General features: G+C 72.3%; 12 protein-coding genes. 5 read left to right on the forward strand and 7 right to left on the reverse strand.

The genetic code is table 11. The annotated features are described in order from the left end of the window. Positions 1-9 precede the first annotated feature (9 nt). Together FB157_RS21930 and FB157_RS21935 are read left to right on the forward strand one after the other, a co-directional pair. Positions 10-1,158 (forward strand): ROK family transcriptional regulator, encoded by a 1,149-nt coding sequence (locus FB157_RS21930; RefSeq protein ID WP_145882242.1) that lies wholly within the window; start codon positions 10-12, stop codon positions 1,156-1,158. 111 nt (positions 1,159-1,269) lie between these two features. After that, a complete protein-coding gene (locus tag FB157_RS21935; RefSeq protein ID WP_186581637.1) occupies positions 1,270-1,425 on the forward strand; it encodes a hypothetical protein in 156 nt (51 codons plus the stop codon). Between the two features lie 28 nt (positions 1,426-1,453). On the opposite strand, the gene FB157_RS21940 is transcribed toward FB157_RS21935, so the two are convergent. Continuing rightward, complete coding sequence (locus tag FB157_RS21940; RefSeq protein WP_145882246.1) at positions 1,454-2,836, reverse strand: S1 family peptidase; 1,383 nt, start codon at positions 2,834-2,836, stop codon at positions 1,454-1,456. A 159-nt stretch (positions 2,837-2,995) separates the two neighbouring features. Beyond that, entirely contained in the window at positions 2,996-3,826 is an 831-nt protein-coding gene (locus FB157_RS21945) for an SAM-dependent methyltransferase (protein ID WP_145882248.1), read from the reverse strand. A 248-nt stretch (positions 3,827-4,074) separates the two neighbouring features. Between FB157_RS21945 and FB157_RS21950 the strand changes: the two genes are divergently transcribed. Beyond that, positions 4,075-5,253 carry a MalY/PatB family protein gene (locus FB157_RS21950; RefSeq protein WP_145882250.1) on the forward strand — a complete coding sequence of 393 codons (1,179 nt, stop codon included), beginning with the start codon at positions 4,075-4,077 and terminating at the stop codon, positions 5,251-5,253. Positions 5,254-5,285: 32 nt separating this feature from the next. Next, positions 5,286-5,672: a PPOX class F420-dependent oxidoreductase gene (locus FB157_RS21955; RefSeq protein WP_145882251.1), complete on the forward strand. Its 387-nt coding sequence runs from the start codon at positions 5,286-5,288 to the stop codon at positions 5,670-5,672. 54 nt (positions 5,673-5,726) lie between these two features. Here the strand turns inward: FB157_RS21955 and FB157_RS21960 are convergent, their stop codons facing one another. From FB157_RS21960 to FB157_RS21975, 4 genes are all read right to left on the reverse strand, one after another. Then, positions 5,727-8,492 (reverse strand): S9 family peptidase, encoded by a 2,766-nt coding sequence (locus FB157_RS21960; protein WP_145882253.1) that lies wholly within the window; start codon positions 8,490-8,492, stop codon positions 5,727-5,729. Between the two features lie 212 nt (positions 8,493-8,704). Further along, complete coding sequence (locus FB157_RS21965; RefSeq protein ID WP_145882255.1) at positions 8,705-9,115, reverse strand: DUF4440 domain-containing protein; 411 nt, start codon at positions 9,113-9,115, stop codon at positions 8,705-8,707. A 49-nt stretch (positions 9,116-9,164) separates the two neighbouring features. Continuing rightward, positions 9,165-9,584, reverse strand: a complete 420-nt coding sequence (locus FB157_RS21970; RefSeq protein ID WP_145882257.1) for a Zn-ribbon domain-containing OB-fold protein — start codon at positions 9,582-9,584, stop codon at positions 9,165-9,167. Between the two features lie 183 nt (positions 9,585-9,767). Beyond that, positions 9,768-10,559, reverse strand: coding sequence for a TetR family transcriptional regulator (locus tag FB157_RS21975; protein WP_145882259.1), 792 nt, complete (start codon positions 10,557-10,559; stop codon positions 9,768-9,770). Between the two features lie 256 nt (positions 10,560-10,815). Here FB157_RS21975 and FB157_RS21985 point away from each other — a divergent pair, with 256 nt between their 5' ends. Then, a complete protein-coding gene (locus FB157_RS21985; protein ID WP_145882261.1) occupies positions 10,816-12,279 on the forward strand; it encodes an HAD-IA family hydrolase in 1,464 nt (487 codons plus the stop codon). 12 nt (positions 12,280-12,291) lie between these two features. Here the strand turns inward: FB157_RS21985 and FB157_RS21990 are convergent, their stop codons facing one another. Then, positions 12,292-13,578: a cytochrome P450 gene (locus tag FB157_RS21990; RefSeq protein ID WP_145882263.1), complete on the reverse strand. Its 1,287-nt coding sequence runs from the start codon at positions 13,576-13,578 to the stop codon at positions 12,292-12,294. Position 13,579 lies beyond the last annotated feature (1 nt).

A 13,579-nucleotide genomic window follows, 5' to 3' on the forward strand; every position in this document is an offset into this window, starting at 1 on the left:
TCGGACTTCATGAGCAGCTGGCTGCCGCTGAGCCCGGGGGAACGCTCCGTGGCGATCGAGGTCCTGGTGCACGGCCCGCTGTCCCGCACCGAGCTGGCCCGCAGGCTGGATCTCTCGCAGGGCAGCCTCACCCGGCTGACCAAGCCGCTGATCGAGTCCGGCCTGCTGGTGGAGGTGCCGGAGGCGGGTACCCCGGCCCAGGCGCGCCAGGGCCGGCCCTCGCAGCCGCTCGACGTCGTCGCCGAGTCCCGCACCTTCCTCGGTTTCAAGATCACCGAGGATATGGTCCACGGCGTCGTCACCACGCTGCGCAGCGAGGTCATCGCCCGCCTCGACCGGCCGCTGACCAGCCACGATCCCGTTGCCGTCGCCGACCTGCTCGCGGAGATGGCCGCAGAACCGGCCGTACGCCATCTCGCCCTCGCGGGCATCGGCATCGGTGTGGGCGGGCTGGTGCGTGAACGTGCGGTGGTGGGTGAGTCGCCCTTCCTGGGATGGCGGAACGTTCCGCTCGCCGAGCTGGTCCGGGAGCGCACCGGGCTGCCGGTGGTCGTGGAGAACGACGTGGCCGCCCTCGTCGAGGCCGAGACCTGGTTCGGCGCCGGACGCGGCCTCGACCGCTTCGTCGTCCTCACCATCGGCGCGGGCTTCGGCTACGGGCTGGTCCTCGGCGGCAAGCGGGTGCCCTACGCCGAGGAGGACCGCGGCTTCGGCCGGCATCTGATCATCGATCCCAGCGGCCCGCTCACCCCGGACGGGGCGCGCGGCAGTGCCGTGTCCCTGCTCGGCATCCCCAGCATCCGCTACCAGATCCGCGCCGCCACCGGCCGCGACGCCACCTACGAGGAGATCCTCGCCGCCGCGGCCGCAGGAGAGCCCATGGCCTCCCGGGTGATCGGCGAAGCCGCCCGGGCCCTGGGCGTGCTGATCGCGCAGATCGCCAACTTCGCGATGCCGCAGAAGATCCTGCTAGCCGGGGAAGGTGTGGGCCTCATGGATGCGGCGGGGGACACCGTGCGCGAGACCATCGCCGCACACCGGCACCCGCAGGCCGCTCCGGTCGGCCTGGAGACCAAGACCTCCGACTTCCACGACTGGGCGCGTGGAGCAGCGGTGTTGGCGATCCAGGTGCTCGTGCTCGGCGCGGACCGGGCGTGAACTCCCGCCGCCGCTTGACATATTGACGTGATGAGTAACACGGTCCGAAATGTCCGTATCGAGTGCACTTACTCACAGCGCCTTCACGTCGTCCGGCATATGCTTCACAGCATGTCCACCACTGTTGAAGCCGTCTCCGAGCGATCGGCCGACGAGGTCAACGAGGAGATCAGGGCCTTGTGGCGCCGGTCGGGCGGGACACTGACCACCGAGCAGCGCGCGGAGTACCAGCGCCTCGTGATGGAGTGGGCCGCGGCGACTCCGTAGCCGCACCAGACGCCCGAAACCTCTCTCGTCAGCCCCACGTCGCCGAGTAGTACCGCTGGTACGCCTTGCGGTCCTGCTCGGCGCGAATGTAGCGGGTCGCGACCAGCGCGATCAGACTCCCCGCGATGACCAGCAGCCCGGGACCGACGTTCCGGGTGTCCGTCAGGCGCGCCAGCAGCGTCTCGCCCTGCGCGGCGGCGCCCGTGACCGGCGCCGCGGAACCGGGGGAGGCCGCGCTCGGCGCGACCGCTCCCTGGCCGGCCGGGGCGGACTGCGCGGGCGCCGCGCCCTGGGCGCCGCCCGCGTTCTGAGCGGACACGAGGAGCCGTACGTTCAGCGCCGCCATCGCCTTGGTGATCGGCTGGAAGAACGTCGTCCCGCCGGTCTTGCAGTCCCCGTTGCCGCCCGAGGTGACGCCCAGCGCGACGCCCTCGGAGAACAGCGGGCCGCCGCTGTCGCCCGGTTCGGCGCACACGTTGGTCTCGATCAGTCCGGTGACCGTGCCCTCGGGATAGTTCACGGTCGAGTTCAGCCCGGTCACCTGGCCGTCGTGCAGCCCGCTGGTGCTGCCGCTGCGGAACACCCGCTGCCCGACCGTCGGATCGGCCGCACCGGTGATCCGCACCCCCTTGCCGCCGCCGATCGCGATCACGTCGGCACCCTCGCCGGCCTTTCCGGAGTTGTACTGGACGAGCGAGAAGTCGTTGCCGGGGAAGTTGCTGCTGACCGTCTTGCCCAGCTGCTGGTTGCCCTGGTTGTCGGCGAACCAGATCGAACCGGCGGGCCCGCAGTGGCCGGCGGTCAGGATGAAGTCGCTCTGCCCATTGCTCACGTTGAAGCCCGCCGAGCAGCGGCCGCCCGTCGACAGGATCGGCTGCGCCCCGTTCAGGCGCGTGGTGAACCTGCCGTTCGTGCGCTCCATCTGCACGAAAGTGCCGATCCTCGCGGCGACTTGGCTCATCCGGGACCAGTCGTCGGCCGACACCGTACGGTCGGCCTGCACCACGATCCGGTTGGTCCGGTAGTCCATCGACCAGGCGGTGCCCGCCACACGGGGCGCCGAACGCAGCGTGACGGTGGCCGACTTGAGCTCGTTCATGCTGTGCGACACGACCTTCGCCCGGGCCCCCGCACGGCGTACCGTCTGCGCCGCCTGCGCGTCGGTCACCGCGACGACGGGCCGCCCGTCGTCGCCGATCCAGCTGCCCGCCGTCCGTGCCGATCCGAGCTTCGCGACCAGTGCCGCGCCCGTGCCACCGGCCGTCCCGGCCGAGCTGAGCGTCCTGGCGGACGCCGGGGGAGTCTCGCTCGCCATGGCCGCCTGGGCGACCATCGCACCTCCCAGGAGGAGTCCGCCGACCGCCGCCAGGCGTGTCACTCGCCGGACGACCCGTCGTCGTGCGTGCCTCATGCATGGCTCCCGAACCCGAACGCGCGATGCCCCTACCGGCACCACGGGGCCCTCCGGTCGTCGAGCGCCCGACCCTCAGTACGTGCCCCGGCCCGGTGGTGTTCACCGGCGGCGGTGATCTTCTCGAGCCGCACCCGCCGCCGGCTCACGCGGGTGCCGTCAGGCCTTGCGCGCCACCCCGCCGAACATGGCCACCTCCTCCGGCTCGGGGCCCTCGCCGTCCTCCGGGCGCCAGCGCGAGCAGGACACCACGCCGGGCTCCAGCAGCTCGAGACCGTCGAAGAAGCGGGTGACGTCCTCGGGCCTGCGCTGGGTCAGCTTCGGAGTGCCGTGCTCGTTCCAGAACTTGACGGCCTCGTCCACGTCCGGCATCGACGGGCTGGTGATGGTGTGCGACAGCACCAGATGGCTGCCCGAGGGCAGCCGGTCCGTCAACTGCCGTACCAGGCCGTACGGATCCTCGTCGTCGCCGATGAAGATGACCACGCCGAGCAGTATCAGCGCCACGGGCCGGCTGAAGTCCAGCGTCTTCGATGCGTGTTCGAGGATGGCGTCGACGTTGCGCAGGTCCTCGTCCAGATAGTCGGTCCGGCCCTCGGGCGTGCTGGTGAGCAGGGCGCGGGCGTGCGCGAGGACGAGCGGGTCGTTGTCGACGTACACGATCCGGGCGTCCGGCGCGACGCGCTGGGCGACCTCGTGCGTGTTGTCGGCGGTGGGCAGCCCGGTACCGATGTCCAGGAACTGGCGGATGCCGAGCTCGCCGGCCAGGTGGCGCACGGCCCGGCCCAGGAACAGCCGGTCGGCGCGCGCGTACTCCCCGATGCCCGGGTGGAGCCGGCGGATCTGGTCGCCGGCCGCGCGGTCGACCTCGTAGTTGTCCTTGCCACCGAGCCAGTAGTTCCATATCCGGGCCGTGTGCGGCTGGCCGGTGTTGATACGGGCGCGCAGCGACACGGCCACGTCGTTGGTGGCTGCCGGGTTGTCGGTCACGTGGGTTCAGCTCCTGGATGCCTGAAGAGAGGTGCGCCGTTCAAGACGCAATCTAGACGCCCGAGTTGATCTGTGCCGCATGTCCCGGGCTTTCCACGCCGGGACCCTGGGGACCGGCCGGCGGGGAGCCCGGCGACCCGCACCCGTGCGGCCGGCCGGGACTCGCCGCCGCGCCCCGGCGAGGCTCTCCTGCCGGTGCCCGGCTCGCCCCGTTTCCGGTCACGCCGCAGCCGCCTATCTTGAGCCCCATGACCAGCATCCCGCACGACACACCCGGCGAACCCGACCCGCTGCGCGTCCTCGGCCTGGATCAGCTGCGATGTCGTACGAGCATGAAGTGGCGCGCCTACCCCGAGGACGTGCTGCCGCTGTGGGTGGCCGAGATGGACGTACCCCTCGCCGAGCCGGTCGTCCGGGCCGTCACCGACGCACTCGCCCTCGGGGACACCGGCTACCCCGCGGGCACCGCCTATGCCCAAGCGCTGGCCGGGTTCGCCGCCAGGCGCTGGAACTGGCAGGGGGTCGCCGTGGAGCACACCGCGATCGTTCCGGACGTGATGCTCGGGGTGGTCGAGATGCTCGGACTGGTCACCGGTCCCGGGGATCCGGTGATCGTGAACGCGCCCGTGTATCCGCCGTTCTACCAGTTCGTGAGCCATATGGACCGCCGTGTGGTCGAGGCCCGGCTCGGCGCCGACCTGCGCATCGACCTCGATCGGCTGGCGCAGACGTTCCGGGAGGCGAGCGCGGGCGGCGGCCGGGCCGCCTACCTGCTGTGCAGCCCGCACAACCCCACCGGTACCGTGCACACCGCCGCCGAACTCGCCGCCGTGGCCGACCTCGCCGAGCGGTACGGCGTCCGTGTCGTCGCGGACGAGATCCACGCCCCGCTCGTAGCCCCCGGTGTCACCTACGTGCCGTACCTGAGCGTGCCCGGCGCCGAGCGCGGCCTGTCGCTGATGTCGGCGTCCAAGGGCTGGAACCTGGCCGGACTCAAGGCCGCGCTGGCCGTTGCCGGACCCGGCGCCGCCGCCGACCTCGCCCGGCTGCCCGAGGAGGTCAGCCACGGCCCCAGCCACCTCGGCGTCATCGCCCACACCGCCGCCCTGAACGAGGGCACCGCATGGCTGGACGCCCTGCTGGCCGGTCTCGACGCCAACCGGCGCCTGCTCACCGGTCTGCTCGCCGAGCACCTGCCCGCGGTCCGTCCGTGCCCCGCCGAGGCCACCTACCTGGCCTGGCTCGACTGCCGTGCCCTCGGCCTCGGCGACGACCCCGCCGAGGTGTTCCTCGACCGCGGCCGGGTCGCCCTCAGCCCCGGCGTGCTCTTCGGCTCCGGCGGCGCCGGGCACGTGCGCCTGAACCTGGCGACCTCCCCGGAGATCCTCACGGAGGGGGTGCGCCGGATGGCGGCGGCCCTGACCTGAACCGTCGGCGTGCGGCCTCCTAGACTGCCGAAATGGACGACACGCAGCTGGACCGGCTCGGCTCCGGCAAGTACCTGCTGGTCATCAGCTACCGCAAGGACGGCACGCCCGTCGCGACCCCGGTGTGGGTGATCCGGGACGGGGACGCCCTGGGCGTGTGGACGGCGGCCGACAGCTGGAAGGTCAAGCGCATCCGCCGGCGTGCCGACGTCCTCGTCGGCCCCTGCGACCTGCGCGGCAATCCCACCGGTGACCAGGTCCCGGCCACCGCCGAGATCGCCGGCACGGCCACCACCGCCCGCTACCGCACCCTCATCGCCCGCAAGTACGGCGTCGTCGGCCGGCTCACCCTGCTGGGCAGCCGGCTGCGGCGCGGGCTGGAGGGCACCGTCGGGATCCGGGTGACGCCGAAGCCCTGAGGAGGCAGCTGCTTCCCCAGGGCTTCGGGCGGCTACGACGAGGGCTTCGAGCGGCTACGACGCGTCGAGCACCGAGCCGTTCAACTCCAGCCCGCCGGGCAGCGGTTTGCCCGTCTGGTCGTCGATCTGCTGGAACCGCACCGACTCCGCGGACTCCCGCACCCGGTCCTTGACCGTGGGCACGGTGATGTCCGCACTGGTCCTGCCCGCCGGGATGTCCACCCACAGGTAGAGACCGCCGGGCAGCTTGGACAGCGGCCGCTCCGGGTCCGGCGAGACACCGGTGTGGTCCCGCAGCCAGCTCGCGGACACGTCCTTGGTGGACAGCTCGGCCCCGTCGGGCTTCACCGCGAGGAAGAACGCGCTCATGTCCACGTCGACGGCCTCGGACAGCGAGACCCGCCACTTCAGGGTCTGCCCCTCGGTCACCTTGTCGGCGACGGGGGTGACGGTCATCCTGGGCGCCGGGTCGTCGTCGTGCACGGTGATCCCGCCACGGTACGAGCCGACGACCGCGCCGCGGACCGCCTTGACGCCGACGTCGTACTGCACGTCCCGGCCGTAGCGCGTGTTGCCCTTCACCTCGACCGGCACATCGATGTCGTGACCGCCGGGACGCACCGTGACCAGCCGGTTCGTGACCTTGCCGGTGGCCGGGTCGAAGACGTACACCCGGACCTGTCCGCTGCCCTGCCCCGACACCTCCACCGGAACCCGGTAGGTGCGGGTGCCGGAGTCACCCTCTTCCACGGTCGTGCGGCCGACGTCCACGCGCGGCAGACCGGCCGCCTGCACCGCCGGCAGACCGGGCCGCCAGCCCCACGCGTCCATCAGCCAGGCCCGGCCGGAGCCCGAACGGGGGGTCAGTTCGAGGGACTTGATCCGATGCAGGTCCAGCCCGGCGCGGGTGGCCGCCGTCAGCGGCACCCGGATCTCCCGCGCCCAGTACGACGCGGTGCTTGCGCTGCCCGGCAGCCCGTCGGCCTTCACCTTGCCGAGGACCGCCTTGTGGCCGGCAGCGTCGGTGACGGACACGTCCAGGCGCGTGCCCCGGGAGTTCGGCGGCACGAACAGCCGCAGCGCGACCGCCTTGTCACCGGCCATCGAGACCGGGTCCTTCACCGCCACCCGTGCCGGAGTGCCCGCGTGGGTCCAGCGCAGCGCGATCGCGTGCCGGCCCGGCTCACGGTCGGTCTCCCACTGCACGAAGTGCGGAGAGCTCCCCTTGGCACCCTGGCCCAGGCAGGCCTTGGCCGGGGAGGGATCCACCGCCGCACACAGCTTGGCACCCGTCACGGACACTCCGCCGTCCGGCAGGAACGCGGCGTCACGGCGTCCGCCCACCGCGTGGCTGAGGACCCGCGCCGGGTCCGCCGAGGGGGCCCGCTTGCCGGAACCGTCCAGCAGCGGCCGCACCTTGTCGTCACCGGCGAGGAACAGCCGCGCGGCGGCCGCGATGTAGGTCGAACCGGCCCGGTGCTGCTGGTCGGCGGTCAGCCGGGTCGCGGCACGCTTGGCGCACACCGGGTCGGGGTGCTGCGGGTCGTCCGAGAAGTCGTCCTGGGCGGGCGCGGTGGCCTGCCCAGGCGTCCACTCGGAGTTGAAGAAGTTGTGGTTGGCGCCGATGACGTACACCGCACTGTGCAGCGCGGCACCGCGGCTCACCCCTCGCGTGCCGTCGACGTACACCTCGCCCTGGAGGTCGGAGACGTCACCGTCGCAGCCCGGCAGGACCGACACGGACGGTACGTCGGGCACCGGGTTCTGGCCGAATACGGTGGGGCCGATGAGGACCAGACCGCGGATCGTCCAGCGCACCGGCCCGTGGTAGCCGTCCTGGGCGGCGGGCGGCGGGTACAGGCTGTCCATCGCGGCCCGGTCGACGCCCTCGCCGCCGCGCGAGTGCCCGACCAGCAGGACGCGGGACAGGTCGGCGCGGGGCGCGTCCTTCACGATCTGCGGAGCCGTCTCGGGGTGCGCGGCCCAGTCGGCCCACTGGGCCAGGTGCATCCGGACCAGGGACGAACGCGCCTGCGCGCCGCCGTCCTCGACGTCCCCGTCCTGGCCGTTGATGCCGTTCGCGGAGATCGACACGGTCACATAGCCCTGGGAGGCCAGCAGCTTCTGGTCGCGCAGGTAACCGCGGTGGCTCGGCACCGCCTTCGTCCCGGCCGGGCAGGGCCAGTCACCGGTGATGTCCTGGCCCTTGTAGCACGTGAAGTGGCGGCCGTGCAGGAACAGGGCGAGCGGACGCGGGCCACGGGCGCCGGTGGGGGCGACGACCACCGCGCGCATCTCCACCGGGGCGGAGAAGCCCGGCAGCCGGACCGACTTCAGGCTGTACTCACCGGTCTTGGTGCCGTACGAACCGGGCTTGCCCGGGTCCACGGAGTTGGCCGGCAGCGGCGCCGGCGGCTGGACCGCGGAGCCGGTCGGGGCCGCTGCCCTGCCGTCCAGCCGCCGTCCGCCGGACCAGACCTGCAGCCCGCCCAGCTCGCCGGCGTGCCGTCCGGCGAGCGGCAGCCGGAAGGTGCGTCCGTCCTCGGCCGGCCGCGGAATCCCCAGCAGACGTCCGCCCGCACGGAACTCGACCCGCGCGTCCCCCATGGGCACCGGCCGGTCGGACCGCCACACCAGCTGCTGCGACGCCGACCGGCCGCCGGTGATCCCCCATCCCGGCGGCAGCTTCCCGTCGGCCGCCGCGGTCAACGCCGCCGACTGTGATGGTGGTTGACCCTGTGCGACTGCCGCCCCTGGGGATGCACCCGCCACCGCGAGCAGCGCGGCGGCGGTGACCCATATGCGCCGGGCACGGACCACAGTTCCTCCTCTGACCCCGTCCTGCGGGCGTCCCGGCGGTCCCGGGCGCCCCTCGTCCCGGGAGGACGGGAAGGAGACACTGTGGGTTGCCTGTAAAGGGCAAGTGTTGGATCACATCGCGCGGCCGGCGGTCCGGCGCACGGCAAGGCGGGGTCAGTGGTCGGGGGGAACGGCAACTTCCGCCCGCTGTCCGTGACTTGGCAGCGGAGCGGCTACCCGGCCGGGGGCGGCACCGGGGTGGCCTGGTGGTAGTACATCCGCCAGCCCGACCGTTCGTCCCGCCGGCGCCACAGCGAACTGCGGCGCGCGTGACGCCCGTCGAGGACGGTCTCGTACGTCAGATGCACCAGACCCGGCGCCAGCAGGACCCCGTTCATCTCCGCGGGCTCGTAACGGGGACCCTCGTCCGTACTGCCCGCCATGTCCGGCAGCGCGGCCAGGATGTCCTGCAGGGTCCAACGCCTGCCGGAGGCGCCGACCTCGGCGAACTCCGGGTCGAGCCACTGCCGGGTCAGGTCCCGTGAGGAGCGCACGCGGGGATCCAGGAGCGCGAGTTCACCCTCGATCGCCGCGTTCACCTGCTCCGATTCCGATTCGGAGGTCGGTTCCGATACCGATGCCATGTCCATGGGGGCATCTTCGCGCAGGCCGCGGGAAAGCGGCCCGGCGGCCTCAGGTCCAGGCTCGGTACGGCTCGTCGATCAGCTGGAAGACCGGCTCGCCCCGGACCGGGTCCTTGGCCGTGGACAGTCGTACCCGGTCCCCGCTGTGGATGCCGACGGGCGGGCCCATGACCCGGCCCCGCACGACGAACCCCTCGGCCATCTCGATCAGCGACACATTGCGCGCCGCGGGAGTGTTGCGGTGCACCACCGTGGAGTGGCGCACCGTCCCGGCGCCCTCGCTGCGCTCCGTACGCAGCTCGCTGCCCTGGCACACCGGACACAGCAGCCGGTGGTACATCGCGGTGCCGCACCAGGTGCAGCGCTGGAAGACGATGGCGTCCTTGGAGTCCACGACGACGGGGTCGAGGACACCCGTCCCCGCGGAGCCTGCCGCCGGATGCGAGGCGCTCGCTGAGTGGTGGTACACGCTGGTCAACTCCCTGCCCTCGGCCGGAATCCGCGCGCCCGGAGCGAACCGCGCGCGAGTGTGCCCGGTTGCCGTGCCGCCGTGCACGTCGACAGAGTATGGCACTCAGTGTCACTCGTAAAGGCACTCCGTACCCCAAATCTGCGGAGGCTTTGTGAGCGAGAGGCCCCAGGGGTGTACGGGTCAGGCGCGACCGACGGCCGACTCGAACTCCTGTACCACCCGCCACAGCGGTGCGTCCCGGCGGGTGACGAGGACGACCACGTCGTCGGGATGCCCGATGCCGAGGCGCGCCGCTTCCGGGTGCGCGCCTTCGGTGTGCGTGACGCCGGAGTGCGCGATCTCCGGGTGCTCGCCGGCCGGGGTGGGGCGTGGGTGTGCCGACGGGGCGAAGGCGGCCTGGACGTATCCCAGGGCATGGTCCACCGCCGTGCCCGCGTCGCCCTTGCCGTCCGAACGCAGCCAGGAGCGCAGGGCGTTGTTGTGCGCGGCGACGACCGCCGCCGCGATGACGTCGGCGTGCAGTGTCCCGTCGTGCTGACCGGCGAACCGCCCGCGCAGGTACTCGGCGAGCGCGCGCTCGTAGCGCCAGACCACGGACAGCTCGTACGCGCGCAGCCCCGGCACCTTCTTGGTGAGCCGGTAGCGCTGTACGGAGAAGGTCGGGTTCTCCGCGTACATCCGCAGCACCAGCCGGGCCGCGTCGCACACCCGCCGGACCGGTTCGTCCGCCTCGTCGCTCGCCGCGAGGAACGCGGTCATGTCGGCGAGGCAGCGCTCGTGGTCGGGGAAGACCACGTCCTCCTTCGAGGGGAAGTAGCGGAAGAACGAGCGGCGGCCGACCCCGGCCAGCGCCACGATGTCGTCCACGGTGGTCTGTTCGTACCCGCGTTCCAGGAAGAGCTGGAAGGCCGCCGCGACCAGGGCGTCCCGCATCGGCGGCTTCGCGGTCGGGGCCGCGCTGCTGGAGCTCATGAACGGGAACGTAGCACTCGGCCCGGATTCATGACACTCAGTGCAGCAGAAGGGGTGTGACAGGGGAACTGAGTGCTCTGATGTCGACTGCACGCTGCTGACCCCGCACATCGCCGGCCCCCTCGGCAACGAGCCGGGCCGCATGGCCGAGCGGGCCGCCCACGAGGTGGCGCGTTACGCCCAGAGCCTTCCGTCCGCTTATGGAGTAGGACCGGAAGAGCTGTCCCGGTCCGCCTGATCGATCGTAAGGAGCGCCATGCCCGTCGCCGCGCGCCGCGTCCTCGTCGTCGGCATCGACGGCGTACGTCTCGACGTACTGCACCGCCAGCCCACGCCGCACCTCGACGCCCTCGCCGCCGAGGGATTCCTCACGCCCGTGGAGGTCGCGGACGACACGCCCACCATGCCCGGACCCTGCTGGGCGACGATCGTCACCGGTGTGGGCCCCGCCAAACACGGAGTGTGGAGCAACGACTTCGGCGGCCACCGCCTCGACGTCTTCCCCGACTTCGCCACCCGCCTCGACCACCACGACGGCCGGCGCACCTTCGTCGCCGCGGGCTGGCGGCCCCTGCTGCAGCCGCGCGACGGCGGACCCCTGTTCCGGGCGGCGTCCCGGACGGCGTTCATCGCTCCGGAGGCCGACACCCCCGAGGGCTGGGAGGGCTGCGACGAGCGGATCACCGGGGCCGCCGCGCAGATCCTGGCCGAGGAGGACGTGGAGGCGTCCTTCGTCCACCTCGGCGCGCCCGACGAGACCGCGCACGTCCTCGGCTGCGGGGCGGCCTACGAGGCGTCGGTCCGCCGCGCCGACGCCCGCGTGGGCCGGCTGCTCGCGGCCGTACGTGCCCGTCGCACGTTCGCCGAGGAGGAGTGGACGTACCTGGTGGTCACCGACCACGGTCACGTCGACGCGGGCGGCCACGGCGGCCGTTCCGCCGAGGAGCGCACAGCCTGGCTGGCGGCGGCGGGCCCGGGTATCGGCCAGGCACCCCCGCGGGTAGGGCACGCCGACGTCGCCGCACAGGTCTTCGCCGCCCTCGGCCGGCACCCGGACCGGCACTGGACCCTGGACGGCCGCCCCTTCGCGGCCGAGCCGCACGCCGTACTCCTCGACATGGACGGCACGCTCGTCGACACCGAGTCGCTGTGGCTGCGCACGGTCCGGGAGCGGGTGCCCGGGATCGGCATCGACGACCTCTTCGACGCCCTCGGCCGGTCCACCGCGGACACCGCACACCACCTGCACCGGCTGACCGGAGCCGACCCGCGGGACCTCGCCGAGCACCTCGACGCACGGTTCCTGGAGACGGTCCAGCAGGAGGCCGCCCCGCTCCCGGGTGCCCTCGAACTCCTCGACACGATCGCGGAGCTGGACCTTCCCATGGCGCTGGTCTCGGCGTCCGCGCGGCCCGTCGTGGACGCGGCGCTCAAGGTGCTGGGCGCCGACAGATTCCGTACGACCCTCGCCGAGGGCGAGACCCCCCGCACCAAACCGGCTGCCGACCCCTACCTCGCCGCCGCCAGGGCCCTCGGCGTGGACCCCGCCGCCTGTCTCGCGGTCGAGGACTCGCCCACCGGGGTCACGGCGGCCGAGGCGGCCGGCTGCAGGGTGCTCGCCGTCCCGTCGTACACGCCGATCCCCGAAAGGCCCCGGCGCACGGTGCGCCGGGGCCTTTCGGGGATCGACCGGGAGGAGCTGTGGGCGGCGGGGCTGTGAGGCCGCCCGCCGTCAGGCGAGGGTGACCTCCACCGGCAGCTTCTTGATGCCGTTGACGAAGTTCGAGCGCACGCGCGGGACGTCACCGGTCAGGCGGATGTCCGCGAGGCGCGGGATCAGTTCCTCGAACATGATCCGGATCTCGGTGCGGGCGAGCAGGTTGCCGAGGCACAGGTGCGGGCTGCCCTTGCCGAAGGTGACGTGGTCGTTGTCCTGTCGGGCCACGTCGAACGCGTACGGGTTGCCGAAGACCTCCTCGTCGCGGTTGCCGGAGGCGTACCACATGACGACCTTGTCGCCCTCCCTGACCCGCTTGCCGCCGAGCTCCACGTCCCGGGTCGCGGTACGGCGGAAGTGGTAGACGGGGGAGGCCCAGCGCAGGAACTCCTCGACGGCCGTGGGGATCAGGGAGGGATCGTCCCGGAGGCGGGCGAGCTGCTCCGGGTGCTGGAGGAGGGCCAGCATGGAGTGGGTGATGGTGTGCCGGGTCGTCTCGTTGCCGGCCACCACCAGGAGCAGGAAGTAGTTGTCGAAGTCCTGCGCGGAGAGCGGGACGCCGTCGCGCGGGGTGGTGTTGACGAGCTTGGACACCAGGTCGGTGCCGTCCTTGCCGCGCCGCTGCCGGGCCAGCTCCCGCCCGTACTCGAAGACTTCGAGCGAGGCGGGGGAACGGAACGGCAGGTCGCGGTACTTCTCGCTCTCCTCGCTGTGCAGCAGGACGTCCGCGTAGTCGGGGTCGGTGTTGCCGATGATGCGGTTGCCCCAGTCGATGAGCTGCTGGTTGTCCTCCGGCGGCACGTCCAGCAGGCGGGCCAGCACGTTGATGGGGAAGTCGGCGGAGACGTCCGCGACGAAGTCGAAGCGGCCCTTGGCGAGCGCCGTGTCCAGGGTCTTCGCCGTCAGGCCGCGCAGGAAGTCGGCGTAGCTGCTGATCACGCTCGCGCCGAACTGCCGCTGGATCAGGCTGCGCAGCGCGCGGTGGCGGACGCCGTCCAGCTCCAGGATGGAGGCCCGCTTCTTGATCTGGTCGTCGTCCAGCTCCTCCAGGTTGACGAACCGGGTCGAGGTGAACGTCTCCGCGTCCCGGTCGACCCGGGCGATGTCGGCATGCCGGGTGACCGCCCAGAAACCGGAGTTGGGCGCCTCCTCGGGCTGCCAGTGCACCGGGTCCTCGTGGCGCAGCGTGTGGAACATCCGCCACGGGGTGATGCCGTCGGTGAAGTTGTCGAGATCGGCGAGGTCGACGTCCGCCAGGAGCATCGGCTCGCTCGCGGCGGCGGTCGGGGTCTCGGTGGTCATC

This window comes from Streptomyces sp. BK340 (assembly GCF_007827595.1).
Classification (GTDB): domain Bacteria; phylum Actinomycetota; class Actinomycetes; order Streptomycetales; family Streptomycetaceae; genus Streptomyces.

Coding starts and splice junctions, on each gene's coding strand:
- FB157_RS21930 (WP_145882242.1), top strand. CDS start 10: ATGAGCAGCTGGCTGCCGCTGAGCCCGGGGGAACGCTCCGTGGCGATC.
- FB157_RS21935 (WP_186581637.1), top strand. CDS start 1,270: ATGTCCACCACTGTTGAAGCCGTCTCCGAGCGATCGGCCGACGAGGTC.
- FB157_RS21940 (WP_145882246.1), bottom strand. CDS start 2,836: ATGAGGCACGCACGACGACGGGTCGTCCGGCGAGTGACACGCCTGGCG.
- FB157_RS21950 (WP_145882250.1), top strand. CDS start 4,075: ATGACCAGCATCCCGCACGACACACCCGGCGAACCCGACCCGCTGCGC.
- FB157_RS21955 (WP_145882251.1), top strand. CDS start 5,286: ATGGACGACACGCAGCTGGACCGGCTCGGCTCCGGCAAGTACCTGCTG.
- FB157_RS21965 (WP_145882255.1), bottom strand. CDS start 9,115: ATGGCATCGGTATCGGAACCGACCTCCGAATCGGAATCGGAGCAGGTG.
- FB157_RS21975 (WP_145882259.1), bottom strand. CDS start 10,559: ATGAGCTCCAGCAGCGCGGCCCCGACCGCGAAGCCGCCGATGCGGGAC.
- FB157_RS21985 (WP_145882261.1), top strand. CDS start 10,816: ATGCCCGTCGCCGCGCGCCGCGTCCTCGTCGTCGGCATCGACGGCGTA.
- FB157_RS21990 (WP_145882263.1), bottom strand. CDS start 13,578: ATGACCACCGAGACCCCGACCGCCGCCGCGAGCGAGCCGATGCTCCTG.